Source organism: Paenibacillus sp. FSL H8-0537 (genome assembly GCF_038051995.1).
GTDB lineage: Bacteria > Bacillota > Bacilli > Paenibacillales > Paenibacillaceae > Pristimantibacillus.
The window spans coordinates 5,528,125-5,544,991 of sequence record NZ_CP150290.1; the positions used below are offsets into that span (position 1 = coordinate 5,528,125).

Sequence of the window (16,867 nt, forward strand, 5' to 3'; positions counted from 1 at the left end):
CTAACGTTGCCACATACCTTACAACGGATTCGGAATAAGCACCTCATCCAGACGCTTGAAGGTTCCTGCCTCCAGCTTTTTCATGACAATGCTCATTCCCTGGACGTCGCCCTGAGCATCGAAAGAATGCTGGCCCGTAACCCCTTCCCAGTTCTTCAGCTCGGACAATGCGGAAGCTATTGCTTGCGGACTGCGGGAGCCTGCTTTCTCGATGCCGTCAGCGAGCAGCCTCAGCGAATCGTAAGCCTGCGCAGCCCATTTGCCCGGCTCCTTCCCATATTTGTCGATATACTGCTGCCGGAAGCTTTGATTAACCTCGGAAGCTCCAAGCTCATGGTAAACCGAAGCGACTATCGTTCCTTCTACCGCTTCGCCCGCTTGAGCAAATTCCGCTGAATCCAGAGCATCTCCGCCAATAACGGGAATCGTCATGCCAGCGGCGCGAATGGCTTTTACGAAGGCGATTCCTTCGCTTGCCCTCGTGGCTACCATGATAAGATCGCTATCTAGCGTTTTCCATTTATCAACAATACGCATAATATCAGCCGTATCCTTATAGCCTGATAGACGATCAATGACGCGAAGTCCCGACTGGGATGCCTGATCTTCAAACGCATTCGCCAGTCCTCTTCCGTACTCGTCATCCGTATAATAAATCGCTATATTCCGGTGCTTCGTTCCTCCTGCATACATGGCAAGCGCCTGTCCAAGCTGATTATCATTAGGAATATTGCGGAAAATATAAGAGCTGTTCACATCAGTCAGCTTCGGTGATGTCGATGCCGGCGTCAGCAGCACAATGCCCGCATGCGCATAAATGCGTGATGCCGGTACCGTGACGGAAGAACCACGATGGCCGATGACTGCACTGACAGCAGGATTATCGGCAAATTGCTGTGCTATCGCCATGCCTTTGGTCGTAGAGGCTTCATCATCCATTTCCATCAGCTGGATTTTCTTCCCGCCCAGAACGCCTTTCTGATTGATTTGCTCAAGCGCCAATTGAAGACCTTCATGGAATTGATCGTTCTGCTGCTCAAATGGCCATACCGCTCCAATGACCACCTCGCCAGATGAGCTGCTAAGCGCCCGTTCCCGAGCCTGCTCGGGTCCCGAGGCCGAAGCGCATCCGCTTATCGTCAGCGCGATTCCGAGCAGTGCGATTTTCCATAGCAGCCCCTTCCGGCGTATTCCCCCAATAACATTCACTAGGCTATCTCCCTTCAGAACTAAACCTTACTAAACCTTTATACCTATCAAGTCCTACTGCCCCTACATTATAAAATAGCCCAAAATGTTAAACCATCAATTCAAAGTCAAGATAACCTCAATTTCATTTAAAATCTGATTTATCCAATCGACTTATTTTGGCGAACATGCGATACTTAAGGCAGAGCGTTTTTGAGACTTTCGGCACGGTATTCCGCTGCTAGACAAGGGAAATCTACTCGCTCTCTTACAGCAAGCTATACAAGAGGAGAATGGCTATCCTATGTCTTCTAAAAATACGATTTTAATAGTGGATGATGACCAAGAAATCAATGAATTGCTGACTATGTCTCTGAAAAGGGAAGGGTTTCATACGCTGTCGGCCTACAATGGCGTCGATGCACTTAAAGCGGCGCAGGAGCATGCTCCTGATCTGGTGCTGCTGGATGTGCTGCTGCCGGGCATGGACGGTTTTCAAATTTGCAGCGAAATTCGCAAAACGAGCAATGTGCCAATTTTGTTCGTCAGCTGCAAGGACGAGGATATTGATAAAGTGCTGGGGCTTGGCCTTGGAGGGGATGACTTCATTTCGAAGCCGTTTAGTCCGATTGAGCTGATTGCCAGAGTGAAGGCGCATATCCGAAGAAGCAATTTGCTGCATAAACACGAAGAGGTAACCGATAAAACGTTAAAATTTGATCAATTGCTTATTGATCCCGCCACCCACCTTGTGCTTGTGGACAACAAACCCGTTTCCCTATCGGCCAAGGAGTTCAAGCTGCTGTTTCATCTCGCTAAAAATCCAAACCGGGTATACAAAAACGAGCAGCTTTTTTCGCTGCTTTGGGATGATGTCCATATGGGAGATACCCATACGGTCATGGTACATATTTATAATTTGCGAAAAAAATTGGAGAAGAATCCGGCAAAGCCGCATTATATCCGCACGATCCGCGGCGTCGGCTATAAATTTAATGACAAGCCTGCCGAATTCATAGACTAAACGGGGCTGCCGGACATGATCGCTGAGCCGCTTACGGAACGCGAACTGGAGGTGCTCGCCCTGCTTGCCGCAGGCTTATCCAATAAAGAGATTGCCGATCATCTCATCATCGCCCTGAGCACAGTAAAGGTACATGTGAAAAATATTTTCGCCAAGCTCAAGGTCAACCGGCGTACAAAAGCAGTCGCTCAGGCGAAGGAGATGAAGCTGCTCAGTTAATGCTGCTTATCCAAGCTAATATAAGCAAACTAATCGATTCACTATATGGAGGTCTTCATGAACGTTATCCAGACTTGCTGAGGATCTCGGTCTGTTGCTCGATGCGCTGGGCCCTGGTCCCTTCATTCTCGTGGGCCACAGCTGGGGCGGCCTTATTGTTCGCACCGCAGCTGCGGCAAACCCATCACGCATACGCGGGGTTGTTTTGGTTGACCAGTCGGATGAAAATTGTGCGATGTATTTTGACAAATCTGCGGCTAAACGGTTTGCGATGAGCCGGGTGCTTTTTCCGCTATTGGCGCGGCTCGGTCTATATCGTCTGCTTGGCAGCCGCCCCGGCAGCGTCCAGCCTGCCGATGTAGCAGCGGATCATCGCAAGGAGGACTTTACGATTGCGGCTGCGAGCACGCTGGTTGCTGAGCTGACGCCATTTTTGGACGATTTGGCCAGACTTCGAACCAAGCCCTTAGCGCTTGGAGATTTGGAGGTTTGCGTCATTTCGGGAACGAAGCCGATACGATCGGAACAAAAAATAAGGACAGCTATTATAGCTGCCCATCGCGAAACCGCAGCTTCCTTGCCGGGCGGCAGATTTGTCGAAGCGCCTCAGTCTGGTCATCTGGTCATGTTCACCGATCCCGCAATCATCGTGGAGGAAGTGCTGAGGATGAAGCTATAAGGATTTGGCTTGGCTTTAAATTAATGCAGCAAAAGCCCCGCTCCAGTGGACAACTTCCACATGAAGCAGGGCTTTTCGCGCTAAAGCTATTCTATTTTTCTAAAGGGTCTCTCATCAACAGGATCTCGTTATTGTCCGAGAAAGCTTTGCAGGAAAAATTCCAGCTGATATTCCAAGCTCAGCGGATCGTTGAAATAAAAGCTTTTCGCATCCACCTCATAAACACGGTTGTTGACCACAGCAGGGACGCTTTTGTATACAGCCGTATCCTGGAACGAATTGTCTTCATCCGCATCTTTGCTGAAAATGACATAGTCGCCCATAAAGTCATTCAACACCTCTGTCGACACGGCGAAATAACCGTCCGTTTTCGTACCTTCCTTCACCTTCTCCGGCATGCCGAGCTTCAGATCACCATAGAGTAGCTCCGTGCCGCGTCCAAAGTTGTAGCCATACACATACAGCTGCTTATTGAACGTTTCGATAACCGATACCGTCGTATCGTCGCCGATTTTCGCTCTAATCTGCTCGCCGGCTTTTTTCGTTCTTGCCGAGAAATCATCGACCCATGCATGCGCTTCCTTTTCTTTGTTCAACAGCTTCCCAACTTCCAACTGCTGTGTTAAGAAATCGACCTTGTTGTACGTATAAGTGACCGTAGGTGCAATTTGCTTGAACTTATCAATGTTCTTAATATCCGAAAGTCCGATAATCAAATCAGGCTGCAGCTCAAGAATTTTTTCTACGCTTGCTTCGGATACCGCTTCGACGTCCTTGAGCTGTTCTTGAAACCGCGGGTTGGCCTTAGACATTTCATCCGCACCAACCAAAGGCACGCCCAGAGCCATCACATTGCCCGTCAAAAATCTCGTCAGCACGACGACGCGCTGCGGATTTGTCGGCACCTCAACTGGACCGTTTTCGGATTGATACGTAAAGGTGGCGGACTCCGCCTCTGCAGAAGGGGCAGCTGACGCACTGCTATTACTCGTATTGGTGCTGTTGCTGCTGGCATTTCCGGCAGCCCCGGCATTGCCCGCTTGATTTCCGCCGCAGGCGCTAAGTGCAACCGCCATAAGAAGCATGAGCGGTATAAAAAGCTTTTTCATAAGATGACTCTCTCCCTTTTTAAAATATAGGAATGTATATGATTTTCTATCCTTTCTCTATATTTCTCGGACTGAAACGCGCCGCTCCGCCTGAGGAGGCGACGACCGTTTCACCTTATGATTATGAAAATCATTCGCATTCGCTTTCATCATTATAGAGGTCACCTATGCACCAAGCCATGCCTTTTTGTTTGAAAAATCGCTTGGATTATTCGCTGCCCGTAAATAGGGCTACGGCACGTCCAAGCTGCAGCTGAATGGAAATCGGATTGTACGGCACCCATTCGTCCTTGCCGAGCATATGTACTTTCCTCTGCTTCACTGCGGGAAGGTCCAGCCAATACGGTGATTCGAAGGTTCTCTGTGCATGGAGCGTCGAGCCCTTCTCATCTGGAAACACGATGACTACGATTCGATCACCCGCATAATCCGCAAGCTCTGTCAGCTCAATTGGTACGGAATGAAATTGCTCTCCCAGCTTATCCATTTCCTCCATTATTCTTGCTGGTGGGCGCAGGCCGAGCGATTGATAGATGACATATCCTACATTCCGTGCGCCATAAACAAGCAGCCTCTCTGGCTTAATGACCAATATCGTGACTATCTCGCTCGCGACAGGGCTTTGCTGAACGAGAGCACGCGCTTCCCGCTCCTCCTGCTCAAACGTCTCCAGCCACTGCTCGGCCACACTTTCCCGCTGCACCGCTTGGGCAATAAGCCGCAAATGCTCCTTCCACCCGATATCCATCCACGAAATTTCTATAACAGGAGCTATCGCCCGCAGCTGTTCAGGTCTCAACCCGTACTGCTGCAAATGCTGCTTCGCTGCAATGATCAGCTCAACATTGGCATCCAGCAGCACCGACTTTACCTGTTCAGGCGAGCTCTCGGCATGGATGAACCGCATCGTTTGCGGAGGCTGGATATTTGCGGTGCTCACATATTCGCTGCTTTCCGTAATCGTAACAGCAGGCTCCAGCCCAAGCAGCATTAAATGGCTGGCGTAGGGATGGAGCAGCACCGCCACATGCTGCAAGGAACCGCGGCTGTATCCTGAAGGAGCAGCGCCCGTCTGCTGCTTGAAGCGTCGGCTCAAATAAAACTCATCATGGTAGCCTACCTTAAGCGCAATTTCCCGCAGCGTGCCCGATCCGCTAATTAGCAGCTCCTTCGCACGATGAACTCGCAGCCGCGACAAATATTCATTAGGAGAAAAGCCGTTAAGCTGCTTAAACAAGGTCGAATAATGGGACGGACTGACGCCAGCCATTGCGGCCAGCTGCTCCCGCGTTATTTTTTCATTAAAATGGGTTTCCAAATAAGTGATGCTCCGCTCCATTGACGGTTTATCGCTCGCTATATATTTGGCGTCCTGCTGCTCCAGCAGATAGAGCAATATTTGGTGAAAAAGAATTTGATTTTGCATATGGCGTGCCTCATGTGCAGGCAGCCGATGGACATACAGCTCCTCCATTTGCGAGACAATGGCCGGCGCATGAGGAATAAATAGGCTATTTCCGCCTCCAGCCACCTCGCTTTTTCGTACGATGGCACCTGTAGGCAAAGAGCGCGGCTGCTCCATTGTGCCAATTACCAGCTTATATGCATGCAGCGGCTGCATCGCGCTAGTAACTAAAGCCGCATGGCTCTGTGAAGGGAGTAATATTATGCTGCCTTCCGTCAGCTCATATGTCTGATCATTCATTGTGAGCGTGCCTTTGCCGCTGGCAATCGCCAGAAGCGAGGCTGCGTTCTCGTGTATTTTATACACAGGCATATTTGAAGTGCTGTACAGCGAATGAATGCTGGCAGCCGTATATAGTGGAAAATGGGACTCCGCCCATTCCGACTCAACATGATTCATCCTTGCAGCCCCCGATGTGATCGATTTGTATATTTCCTATGCTAACCACTATTATCCCGATATTATAAAAATATAGCTATAGCATTGAAAATTTATTAATACGATGAAAAAGAGTTGCTGCATGGAGCCGCTTTTATGCCTTTGAACACAAATAGACGCTTGGGAGCCCAAGCGTTAAGAGGTTGCACATATTAATAGCGACTGTCATTTGCCAGCTGCAAAGTCGCTCACAAATCCAATAAAGCCCTTAAATCCTTCAGCTCGGCCAAGCCGTTAATCATCACTCTGCCATCCGGTGTAATGCGTACTTCCAGACGGTTTGGAATGTCCGTTAATTTTTCTTTGAGGTCGCTGTAGCGATCAGTGAGAAAATGGTAGCGTTGATTGGCCGAGCCAACCCACGGCCTGCTCGTATCGAGACGCTCCCGCACGAAAGGTCCGTCAATGAGCAAGTCGGTAACGGCAAGCAGCTCCAGCCAATCCGCCCTGCCTGCACTCCGTAAGTTTTCCACTAAATAACCAGTAAACGTCATCACCGACAAGCCGGAAGCCCGCAAAATACGGGCAAGCCGCGCTAAATCGCCCGCCTGCTCGAACGGCTCTCCACCCAGAAAAGTAATTCCCTCGACTTCGGGTCCATTTAAAATTTGCTCCGCCAGCTGTTCAACCTCCATCGTCATACCGCCGTCTTCCGGCCATGTGAACGGTACGGCGCAGCCAGGGCAATGAATCGGGCAACCTTGCACTTGAAGGCAGGAACGAATGCCGGGCCCTTCAACAGCGGTCGAGGGAAGAAAACGATGCACGCGCAGCACCATTAGCGCTGCTCCAAGCGGCTAACGGCGATAGGCTTCTTTTGCATCAAATCAAGCTTCGCCATTTCACTTGCTCCTCCCTTTAATAATCCACGATTCGTCCCGCACCTGTGCTTGTATGTTGCTGCAAAGGGCGAAATAGGACCATTGGACGTATATGTTCAACATGATGCGGTTTTAAATCAAGCAGTTGGCCTAATTGCTCTACATTCTCAAAGCCGCCATTCCGTTCTCGTTCCTGTATAATACGTTTCGCACCTACAACGCCAATGGCTGGAAGATTAAGCAGTTGCTCCATCGACGCTCTATTGATATCGATACATTCTGAGGCATCGTTTCCATTTAACAATGAACCTGTATCCAGCGCCTGTGCTACTTCTTTGTCTACATCCAAAGCTCGAGCTTGAGTTAACGTTTTTGTCATTGGAGCAATCCGAGCAGGGACGAATAGATGAACTAGCTCCTTATGTTTCAATACGGGCACCCACTGCTCCATCCCTTGCTTCCATACAAACGTTTCAGACAGCCGCAGCTGCTTTTCTTCTATTATATTTTTCAGTTCGAGAGCGCTATAGGGTCCGTACTGCTGATTAGCGACAGCAACCATCCACACCTCCTCTTGATCAAAGTGTGTTGAGTGATTCACGTCGTTACCTGGCAAGGAATAAGACTCGACCTCGTTTTCGTTCCCGTTCTCATCTTCGTATTCATCACTAAAGTACGATTGTAATTGTTGCAAAAGAGGAGCAAGAAGATTTATTGCAACGCCATATATACCTAGACTAACTCCCTTGCGAAATTCCAATTCATCCGTGCTTATTCTTTTAATATCGCTATGAATAAGCTCTTCCCAGCTTAAACTCGATTGACTAGATTTTACGAGCCACTCATTTTTCCAGTATACCCCACTAACTCCGATAGCAAAGCCTGTTTTACAGCTTCCAAAAATAGTCGTATCCGCAAGCGCAATCACAGTCTCATTAGCCGGAATCCGAAAATATACTCGGGCATTTCTCAATTTTTTTGGAGGGATCATTTCCGTTACATAATAGTACGGCCCTGAGTATTCTGCACAAATATCGATCAAATCTTCAATGCTAATTACCTCCATGCTATTCCCCCCTAACATTCAGCATGATCACAATCGAGTTGTCCTCCAGCACCTGTTCACTTTCAACCGTCATCTTTTTTTCAGCTGCGCGCTGCATGAGCTTTTGATATACCATATCCTGCACACAGCGCTTGTAATCCTCATCCACATCCGATAAATATTCATATATCTTTTTTAAGTCTGGGGCGTTTTGAATCTCTACGAAGAATGGATGGTCATCGAACTGGCGAAAGGTTAGTACGGATTGCTCCACCTTGCAAATAATAGCGCCGCCTTGACGAAGCGGATTGACTCCAAACTCTTTAAGGGTACGAAACAATAGCTCGCCGTCACGAAAATTCGTTGGATAGGAGAGCAGCTGTGCTGCTGAAGCCAATTGCTTGACGGACCCCGCGGTGTTACCAACATCAGTAGAATCAAACACGTTACGTCCAGCAGCATCGTTAATGCTGTGCATAAACGACTTCACCAATTCTGTTGAATCCAATTTTGAAAATATGGCCGTCCATTTTCCAGCCTCATGCTCCCAGGTCATAAATTGCTTGTCCCCGGCGATATGGGTTTTAATGACACCAAGCCACTTCTCCGCATCATAGCCTGCTTTCCGTACAGTCCGTACAATTTCCAATTCATTTTGAAAATTGGTCGGCTCCTTCACCTTCATTGAATTTGCAAAATTCTCAAAATTTTTCTTCCCCATGACAATCCGCAATGTTAATGCAACGGGAATAAGCGCAATAGAAACTGACATCTATTTCCCCCCTTATTTCGTATTATTTTGCTTTGTCGAGTGGATTTGCTTTTGCGCAGTGATCGTCTGCTCCGATTCATAATATTCGGCTGTATATTCGGAATCTACCGTTTCCGCATCGAGCAGCTGTTCAAGAATGCTAATGTAGTCGGTGCATCCCTTTCCCTTGATTCCCAATACGTCTGCCTCGATTTTACCGTCGGGGTAAATGCGAACGCGAATTTGTTTGGATGACATTCGGTCAGCCTCCTTCTCGTATTAATCTTAAAAATCTATCGCTCTTCCGCCTCGCTTCAGCTTTACATCCTCTTCCTTCGGTGCAGGCGCTTCCGGCTTGTCCAGCTCCAGCCTGTATTCCTCCCGATCCTCTTGCGGTGTTGCAGCAACAGCGCGGACGTTCGCCCATTCGCGTATGCCTTGAATTTGTTCTGCTTGCGTAACCGATAACGGCACCATCGTTTGAATCGATTTCCTGAAATCTTCAAACTGAATGCTTCGATCCTCTGAAAAAGCCTCAAACATGGCGCTAATGACGATCTGCTCCACTTCCGCACCGACATACCCCTCGGTCATGCTGGCTAAAAGGTCAAGATGCTCATCCGTTAGCTGAAAGTCGCCCACCGATTTAGGAGATTTAAGTCTCTTCACAATATGCAGCCTGAAAATATCTTTCCGTTCTTTATAAGTCGGAATATCCACGAAAAAAATTTCGTCAAAACGGCCCTTCCGCAGCATTTCTGCGGGCAGTGCGTGAATATTGTTAGCGGTGGCAATGACGAACACCGGCTTTGTTTTCTCCTGCATCCAGGTTAGAAAGGTGCCAAATACTCGATTCGATGTCCCGCTGTCGCCGCTTCCAGTCATGCCGCTAAAACCCTTTTCAATTTCATCAATCCATAGAATAGACGGAGAAATCGCCTCGACCGTTTTGATCGCTTTGCGCATGTTTTCCTCACTGCTGCCAACAATTCCGCTAAATATTTGACCTACATCCAGACGCAGCAGCGGCAGCTTCCACATGGCGCTGATGGCTTTGGCAATCAAGCTTTTTCCACAGCCAGGCACGCCTGTGATGAGCACGCCCTTCGGTGCAGGCAGTCCATATTCTGCGGCCGAATCCAGCCAGGATTTATTGCGCTTCAGCAGCCAGCGCTTTAAATTTTCCAGCCCGCCAACGTCCTCGATTTTCAAATCCGATTTGATAAATTCCAATATCTCGGACTTTTTAATAATTTGGCGTTTCTCTTCCAAAATAATTTCCACATCATGCTTATCGAGCTTGCCATCCTCAACCATGGCCAGAGCAAAAGCATTTTCCGCCTCATGCAGCGTTAAACCAAGCGCCGCCTTCGCCAGCCGTTCCAAGTCTTCCGGCGTTAAATCGATGACGATGCGTCCGCTGGCCTGATTAGCCTCGACCATTTCGATCAGCATGCTTTTCATTTCCACAAAGGTTGGCAATTCAAAATCGACAATCGTTATTTCCTTTTGCAAATCCGAAGGCAGGGTGAGTGTTGGGCTAAGGATAATGACATTTTTCGGATTTATACTTCTCTTCAATGCCGGAATGAGATCGCGAATTTTACGGATGATCTGATGATCTGCCGGCTTACCCCCGCCTCCAAGAAAGACATGAAAATCTTTAAGTACAAATACAGCTGCTTCCTCGGAGGCCTCGATCATTTCCAAACACCGGAGTGGGGATTTGGATTCCTCCCTGCCACGTTGCCCCTCCTCAGCCAGGCCATCGGTCATGCTCCATATAAATACTTTACGAACCGTTTTAATTAAAGCTTCATTTTTCACTGCGGAATCTATGACGGAAAGCGCCCGTTCCTCTTCCCATGTCGGTATGTATATAAACGGAAATCGTGCCCGCATCAAATTCGACAAATGCCTTTTAAACTCCAATAATGATGTTTCTCCCATATGTTTATTGGCCCCTCTATGAAACTAGGATACTTGTTTGACAAAACCATCTACACAAGCGTAAACGGCCGAAAGCCGTTCTCTGGCGGTAAAGCTAACGTTTAGCGGTTAAATATAAGCGGAGTAATGAGTGGAAAACTTATACATGCTTATATTTTAAAAAGTTCGACATAATTCGGCTTGTTTCCTGCCCTATTTGGTGTTTCAGTTCGTTATTTCGCTTTCCAGGCAGCTATGAAAAGTCAAAAAACAACAAAAAACACCTGTAAGTTACAGGTGCCTTTGCCTAGTCGTTATTCTGAAACGTTTTAGAATGGTCCTAGCCAATAAATCCTACTGCTTGCAAAAAACGATTCAGCATCACTGCCGCCTGCGCTCTAGTTGCAAAGTCTTTAGGCGCGAATGTTTGGCCTGCCATTCCGGTAATAATTCCAGCTTTAGCTGTCTCGGCAACTGCGGCCTCGGCCCATGGAGATATCTGATCCTGATCGGTAAATGCAACCTCAGTCCCGCTATCTACTGGCTCAGTTCTGTCTTTGGAGACAATCGTCAATGCTCTGGCAAGCATAACCGCCATCTGTTCCCGGCTGATCTGCTCATTAGGTCCAAAGCGTTCTGAGGTTAGTCCCTGAACAAGCCCCGCTCTCACTGCTGCTTCTACCGCAGAAGCGTACCATGCAGTCGAGGCTATATCTGTAAAACCTTGATACGCGGAGTCATGCTCTAAAGATACCCCCATTGAACGCACTAGCAAGGAAGCAAATTCAGCCCGCGTAATGCTGTCATTCGGTGCAAAACGCTCATCGGAAATACCGATTACAATGAACCTCGCAGCAAGCTGCTCAACCTCTGCTTTCGCCCAGTGCTCTTGCATATCGACAAAAGAAGGATTATCCTTCCTGATTACAGCATAAATGCTATGATGAGGAGTTCTCATGACGGCCTGCTTGCTGCCATCGTTTCTTGCGCCCAATTGGGTTGGAATATATGAAACCTGTTTAGTCGCAGGATCATAATGAACGGCAAAAACCAAATCTCCCGCAACTGCCTGATCAATCACAATGGCTTGAACCATATACGTCCCACCAAAATCGCCAATATCAATAGTTTGCCCGTTCGCCTCAGCCGTTACTTTGAAATCAACGACACTGCCTAGCAGACTGAACCCTTTGTCATTTCCTACCCGTACAAGCTCATTGCGCACAGTATCGCTGACTTGCTCCATCGTCGAATTGATTTTCAAATCGGATACGGAAACGCCAAGCCGCTTCGCCAGCTTCTCCAAATCAAGTACGCTAGCCGTAAGCTGCATGCTGGAGCCTTTTAATTCGACCTCGATGACAGCATTCGGGAAAGACTTCCCAATAGCCGCAAGCGATGAAGCCGGAAGCTGCACCTGAACGGCGCTTTCCTTATTGTCGATTCTAAATATAATAATCGGTCTTGCTGTGTCCTTTAACTGGCCAGCAGCCTGATTCAAAATACTTTCCGGGACCATTAGCTTTTGAACATTCGTTCCATCCGGTTTCTTCTCGGTTACCAGTAAAGTAGGATCAACGATGACCACAACTCTGCCTGACGAATCCGTTATAATTTGATAGTTAGGCTGTACATTAGAAGAAGTCGAAGCTGGATTTGGTGACGAAATCGGTGTTGCCGTAGGAGTAGGACTTGGTGTTGCACTCGGTGTCGGTGTCGGTGTCGGCGTCGGCGTCGGGCTTGGAGTAGAATCACCTACCGTTATCGCCAGCGTCTGATCTGCTCCTCCACTGAACGCAAACGTCAGGCTCGTTGTACCAACTGGCTGCGTCATCATGTATGATTTCAAAATCGTTACAGTGCTGCCTGTTACGGTATAATCCGTTCCTTGAGCGAGCGCCGCTGCGCCGTTAGCAACGCTGCTAAGCGTGTTGCCGTTCAGTGTCAGCCCCGTTGATACATCAGCATTCGCCGCCGCTCCCGTATATTTATCGAAGCTGGCAACCACTGGACTGATGAGGCTGTCATTTGGTAGTGGAACAATGTTCACTACTTCTATTTTTTTCACCGTTTCATTGCCCGCTAAATCCTTGGCATACACCGTATAGCTGCCATTGATGGCTACATCAAAGCTTCCGGAAGCCAATATGTCGGTTCCAGCACCCGCAAATGCGGAAGCATTATGATCGCCCGGCAGCCATTTCAAGCTGTACAGCGAATTTCCAATGCCGTAGGTAGAAGTGGTCACGTTCAGCGTTACCGGATCATTCGTCTGTGCGGTCGTTGATGGAATTATAGAAATAACCGGCGCATCTGGCATCGTCACCTGAAAGGCAAAATTATTCGTTGTTCTCGCTAGATAATAGTCATCACCTGCATAATGTACAGTGTAATTATGAGTTCTCGGCTGCAGTGACGAAACCGTTAAGGTTGCCGTTCCGTTCGCAGCAAGTGAAGAGGAGCCGAGCGGCAAGCCCCCGTCTCTGAACTCAACGTTCCCTGTCGGAATGTCGAGATCACCGGTAAGGGAAGCGGTCAAAGTAATGGGCTGGAGATAGGTAGACGATGCTACCGACGTTTGCAGCGTTACCGTAGGCTGCAAAAATATTTTTTTAGGCGTTGCTTGCGACCCGGTGCCATTTCCCCCATCACCAAGCATATTTTGGTTTCCCCACGACCATAAGCGGCCGTCCTGATCAAGACCATATGATACATCAAAGCCAGCAGTTAGAGAGACAAATTGAATAGACGTTCCGTTATCCGACACAGCTACCTTTTGCGGAGCAGAATTGATTGTCGTGCCGTCTCCAAGCTGCCCTGCTACATTCATTCCCCATGTCCACATATCACCGTTTTCATCGAGTGCCAAAACATGCTTGTTGCCTCCTGAAACTTGTGCGAACTTGACCGGGGTCCCGTTGTCTAGCACCGGATTTTTCTCTGGGAACCATCTATCGCCGGAGATTTGTCCATCACCAAGCTGCCCTTGATCGTTTCCTCCCCAGGTCCATACGCTGCCGATGCTGTCGATAGCAAGCATCAGAAACGTACCCGTACCAAAGCCTGCTCCAGCTGCGATGGATTGAAATTCGGCTTCCACCGCGCCATCCATCACCGATAATCTCGCGGGCATGTACTGGACATGGAAAATCTCCCAAATATGCTGCGTCGAATCGATTGCGATTCCGTTCTCCTCATTTCCCTCCAGCGTTTCAAATACGACAGGGTCTCCGTTGCCGTCCGTCAATTCCTTTTTAGTAGGGACATAAGGATCAGGCGTCGACGTTCTAAAGCCCCATATCCAAAGCGTTCCATCGCTGTCCAAAGCAAGCGAAGTAAAGCGCAAGGAGGCGATTTTCTTAAAGGTGACAGCCGTACCGCCGTCCATCACTTCAACCTTTGTCCAGACCATCGTACTCGCAGTCCCAGCGCCAAGTCCCAATTGACCATTTCCATTATCTCCTGTTGACCACAACTGGCCGCCCGTGTCCAAGGCAAGGGCAGAGTTAAAGCCTGGCTTCACTTCCTTGAACGTCACAGGTGCCCCATTATCCATGACCGTAATCTTTTTGGGAGTACGCGTGGAAACGTTTGTCCCGTCTCCAAATTGACCAGAAATGTTGCTGCCCCACGCCCAGATTTGGCCGTTTGCATCCAGTGCCATCGTCGTGCTCAGTTGTGAAGCAACGGATGTGAACATCGTGCCGGCTGCATATGCCTTTGGAGGCAGCAGCATCGGATATACAAATAAAATGAAAACCATCATTGCAGCAAGCCATCTTTTCACAAAAATCCCCCTCGATTATATCGCTATAGCTTATCACTCAAAATAATGATAGATTCTAATGCTCTTTATGTACCATTATACCAAGCTATATTATATTATTATCGACAATTCTACCATAAAGTAAGAGGGGTAATTATATTTTTTCATTTTATTCCTTGCAATGTAAATACCGCGCTGTCGACTATATTCTCCTAGTCTTCAACACGTTCTAATTTCGCTTCGTTCCTCTCGTGCCAAACTCCTGAATATCGACTTCCCCCTCAATAGAAACGGGAATTTGACTGAAGCGCTCCTCCCAGTCATGTCGCTGTCCTTGCGTCATATCCTGCTGCTAAAAAGAGCATTCAGATGTTGTGCTATAATGAATAATCATATGAGAAGGAGGGATTTCAAGTGGAGACTGTGGAAATAATCGCTGTCAGCGCCTTAATCCTGTCACTCTTGCTTCTACTAAAAATAGTCAGCCTGCAAAGGCAGCTTAATGAAATCAAATTAGAGCTTCAATGGTCGAACAGCCGGGAGGGAATGGCAGATTTACCGCGGCCAAACCTGACAAGGCCCCCATTATCTCCGTCTATGCCCCCTGTTAGTCCCGCTGCAAATATAGATGAACGCTTGCTTATGCTGATTTCCGCAGGAAAAAGAATTCAGGCAATCAAGGAATATCGGGAAGTACACAATGTCGGCCTCAAGGAAGCCAAAGATTACGTCGATGATTTGGAGAGGAGGCAATATTGATCCGCTTCATTTCCAGCTTCGTCTCCTCTTTTCCAAATTTTGAATCTTTAGTGTCTATCCTATTTTACTGCCCTCCTAAAGTGGTAGAATAGAGTATTCCGTTCAATATATAAATGAGGAGTATGACAAGTGCGGTCACATCCAATCTATTTTTTACGTATGACAGGTTTGTTAGATGGTATTTCTTTATTAGTATTGCTAGGCATCGCCATGCCCTTGAAATATATTTGGGGGTTCGATAAAGCCGTCACGATAGTGGGAAGCATTCACGGGGGGATTTTCTGTTTATATGCAGCAGCTATCCTTTATGCCGCCATTCGGGTGAAGTGGAGCCTGCTATGGTCTGCCGCTGCCGTCATCGCCGCTTTTGTGCCATTCGGCAACTTTGTGCTCGACTGGAAACTGAAGAAGGTCCAGGCTAATTACAGCTTACGGACGTTTAACTACGCTGTGCTCGTATACAGCATTGTGTTTTTTTCCTTCTTCGATTTATTTTCCCAGCTTCCAGTCATGAGCACATTTGCGGCCTCCGTCGGAGCCAGCTCGTTTATTGTAGGCTTCGTCATTGGGCTGTATTCGTTATCCAATACGCTCGGCAACATTTTATCGGGCATTTTGACGGATCGGATTGGGCCCTTCAAGCTATTAATGGCCGGGCTCGTGTTATCCAGCTGTGCACTGCTGCTTTATCATTTTGTAGAAGAACCCTTATTCCTGATCATCGTTCGAATTATTCACGGCTTTGTCGCCGGATTAATCGTCCCTGCTGCCTTCACCTTCTCGGCCAATACGACGATCAACAATCAACAAGGCAAAAAGGTCGCCTTTACCGGTACCTTTGTTGGACTAGCTGCTATTATCGGCCCTGCTTTCAGCGGCATCATGGCTAGCAAAACGTCCGTGCCCTTCGTTTTTACATGCGTAGCTGTACTGGGCTTTGCTCTTGCGATTTTGTCGGCCATTTTTCTTAGCAAATATAAAATTTCGAAGAAAGAGAAGGGCGAGGCTGCGGTTCCGTTATCAGGCTCGGTTTGGAATGCTGGAGTGATCAAAGCGTATGGGGGCGCCTTTTTCCTCATGTTCTCTCAAGGCGTTATCGCTTACTTGCTGCCTTTGCATGTGCAGTCCTTAGGCTATGATTCAAGATTAAGCGGCACATTAATGAGCACATTTGGCATCATTGCTGTACTTATCTTTGTGCTTCCGACCAACCGTATTTTTGACCGCGTTGCCCCGTCCATCACGATGGCGCTAGGCATTGGCTTAATGGGAATAAGCCAGCTGCTCATTAGCCAATCAACGACGACACTAACGCTTTATAGCGTGCTCGGCCTATACGGAGTAGGCTTCGCCTTCCTGTTTCCATCGATAAACACAATGCTTATTAGAGCCACACCAGCTGAGCTGCGCGGAAAAGCGTACGGCTACTTCTACGCCTGCTTCTCCTTAGGAGTCGTGGTCGGATCTTCCTTGCTGGGCTGGCTGCCCTTTGGTACCCTTCAAGGATTTATGTTCACAGGAGCCGTCCTGCTGCTTTTTGCAGCTTTTGTTGCTTTGAGTGGCAAAAAAGATCGTGCGTTGAGCTACTAGCAGCGGAACAGAGTCTGCACCAAGCGTAAACGGCTGTAGCCGTCCTTTGGTGGCAAAGCTTCCGTTTCGAGGGTGAAATATAAG

The 16,867-nt window shown here is 48.1% G+C and carries 13 protein-coding genes and 1 pseudogene; 5 read left to right on the forward strand and 9 right to left on the reverse strand.

Annotated features, from left to right (window positions below):
- Positions 1–18: 18 nt before the first annotated feature.
- Positions 19–1,209: an ABC transporter substrate-binding protein gene (locus MHB80_RS23385; RefSeq protein ID WP_341279238.1), complete on the reverse strand. Its 1,191-nt coding sequence runs from the start codon at positions 1,207–1,209 to the stop codon at positions 19–21.
- 283 nt (positions 1,210–1,492) lie between these two features.
- Here MHB80_RS23385 and MHB80_RS23390 point away from each other — a divergent pair, with 283 nt between their 5' ends.
- The 3 genes and pseudogenes from MHB80_RS23390 to MHB80_RS23400 form a co-directional block, all read left to right on the forward strand.
- Complete coding sequence (locus MHB80_RS23390; protein WP_341279239.1) at positions 1,493–2,212, forward strand: response regulator transcription factor; 720 nt, start codon at positions 1,493–1,495, stop codon at positions 2,210–2,212.
- 15 nt (positions 2,213–2,227) lie between these two features.
- A complete protein-coding gene (locus MHB80_RS23395; RefSeq protein ID WP_341279240.1) occupies positions 2,228–2,431 on the forward strand; it encodes a LuxR C-terminal-related transcriptional regulator in 204 nt (67 codons plus the stop codon).
- Positions 2,432–2,513: 82 nt separating this feature from the next.
- Positions 2,514–3,110: pseudogene (locus tag MHB80_RS23400) on the forward strand (alpha/beta hydrolase); the annotation flags it as partial.
- A gap of 128 nt (positions 3,111–3,238) precedes the next feature.
- On the opposite strand, the gene MHB80_RS23405 reads toward MHB80_RS23400, so the two are convergent.
- The 8 genes from MHB80_RS23405 to MHB80_RS23440 form a co-directional block, all read right to left on the reverse strand.
- Entirely contained in the window at positions 3,239–4,219 is a 981-nt protein-coding gene (locus MHB80_RS23405; RefSeq protein WP_341279241.1) for an iron-hydroxamate ABC transporter substrate-binding protein, read from the reverse strand.
- A 208-nt stretch (positions 4,220–4,427) separates the two neighbouring features.
- Positions 4,428–6,083 (reverse strand): helix-turn-helix domain-containing protein, encoded by a 1,656-nt coding sequence (locus MHB80_RS23410; protein WP_341279242.1) that lies wholly within the window; start codon positions 6,081–6,083, stop codon positions 4,428–4,430.
- A 227-nt stretch (positions 6,084–6,310) separates the two neighbouring features.
- The gene (locus MHB80_RS23415) at positions 6,311–6,901 is read right to left on the reverse strand and encodes a 4Fe-4S single cluster domain-containing protein (RefSeq protein WP_341279243.1); all 591 of its coding nucleotides are present in this window, start codon (positions 6,899–6,901) and stop codon (positions 6,311–6,313) included.
- Positions 6,902–6,980: 79 nt separating this feature from the next.
- Entirely contained in the window at positions 6,981–8,009 is a 1,029-nt protein-coding gene (locus tag MHB80_RS23420) for a helix-hairpin-helix domain-containing protein (protein WP_341279244.1), read from the reverse strand.
- 1 nt (position 8,010) lies between these two features.
- On the reverse strand, positions 8,011–8,760 hold the full coding sequence (locus MHB80_RS23425) for a hypothetical protein (RefSeq protein WP_341279245.1): 750 nt from the start codon (positions 8,758–8,760) through the stop codon (positions 8,011–8,013).
- Positions 8,761–8,772: 12 nt separating this feature from the next.
- Complete coding sequence (locus tag MHB80_RS23430; protein ID WP_341279246.1) at positions 8,773–8,997, reverse strand: DUF2997 domain-containing protein; 225 nt, start codon at positions 8,995–8,997, stop codon at positions 8,773–8,775.
- Between the two features lie 27 nt (positions 8,998–9,024).
- Positions 9,025–10,689: an AAA family ATPase gene (locus MHB80_RS23435; RefSeq protein WP_341279247.1), complete on the reverse strand. Its 1,665-nt coding sequence runs from the start codon at positions 10,687–10,689 to the stop codon at positions 9,025–9,027.
- Between the two features lie 319 nt (positions 10,690–11,008).
- Positions 11,009–14,455 (reverse strand): S-layer homology domain-containing protein, encoded by a 3,447-nt coding sequence (locus MHB80_RS23440; RefSeq protein ID WP_341279248.1) that lies wholly within the window; start codon positions 14,453–14,455, stop codon positions 11,009–11,011.
- 393 nt (positions 14,456–14,848) lie between these two features.
- On the opposite strand from MHB80_RS23440, the gene MHB80_RS23445 reads away from it, so the two are divergent.
- Entirely contained in the window at positions 14,849–15,193 is a 345-nt protein-coding gene (locus tag MHB80_RS23445; protein WP_341279249.1) for a ribosomal protein L7/L12, read from the forward strand.
- Positions 15,194–15,322: 129 nt separating this feature from the next.
- The gene (locus tag MHB80_RS23450; RefSeq protein ID WP_341279250.1) at positions 15,323–16,783 is read left to right on the forward strand and encodes an MFS transporter; all 1,461 of its coding nucleotides are present in this window, start codon (positions 15,323–15,325) and stop codon (positions 16,781–16,783) included.
- Positions 16,784–16,867 lie beyond the last annotated feature (84 nt).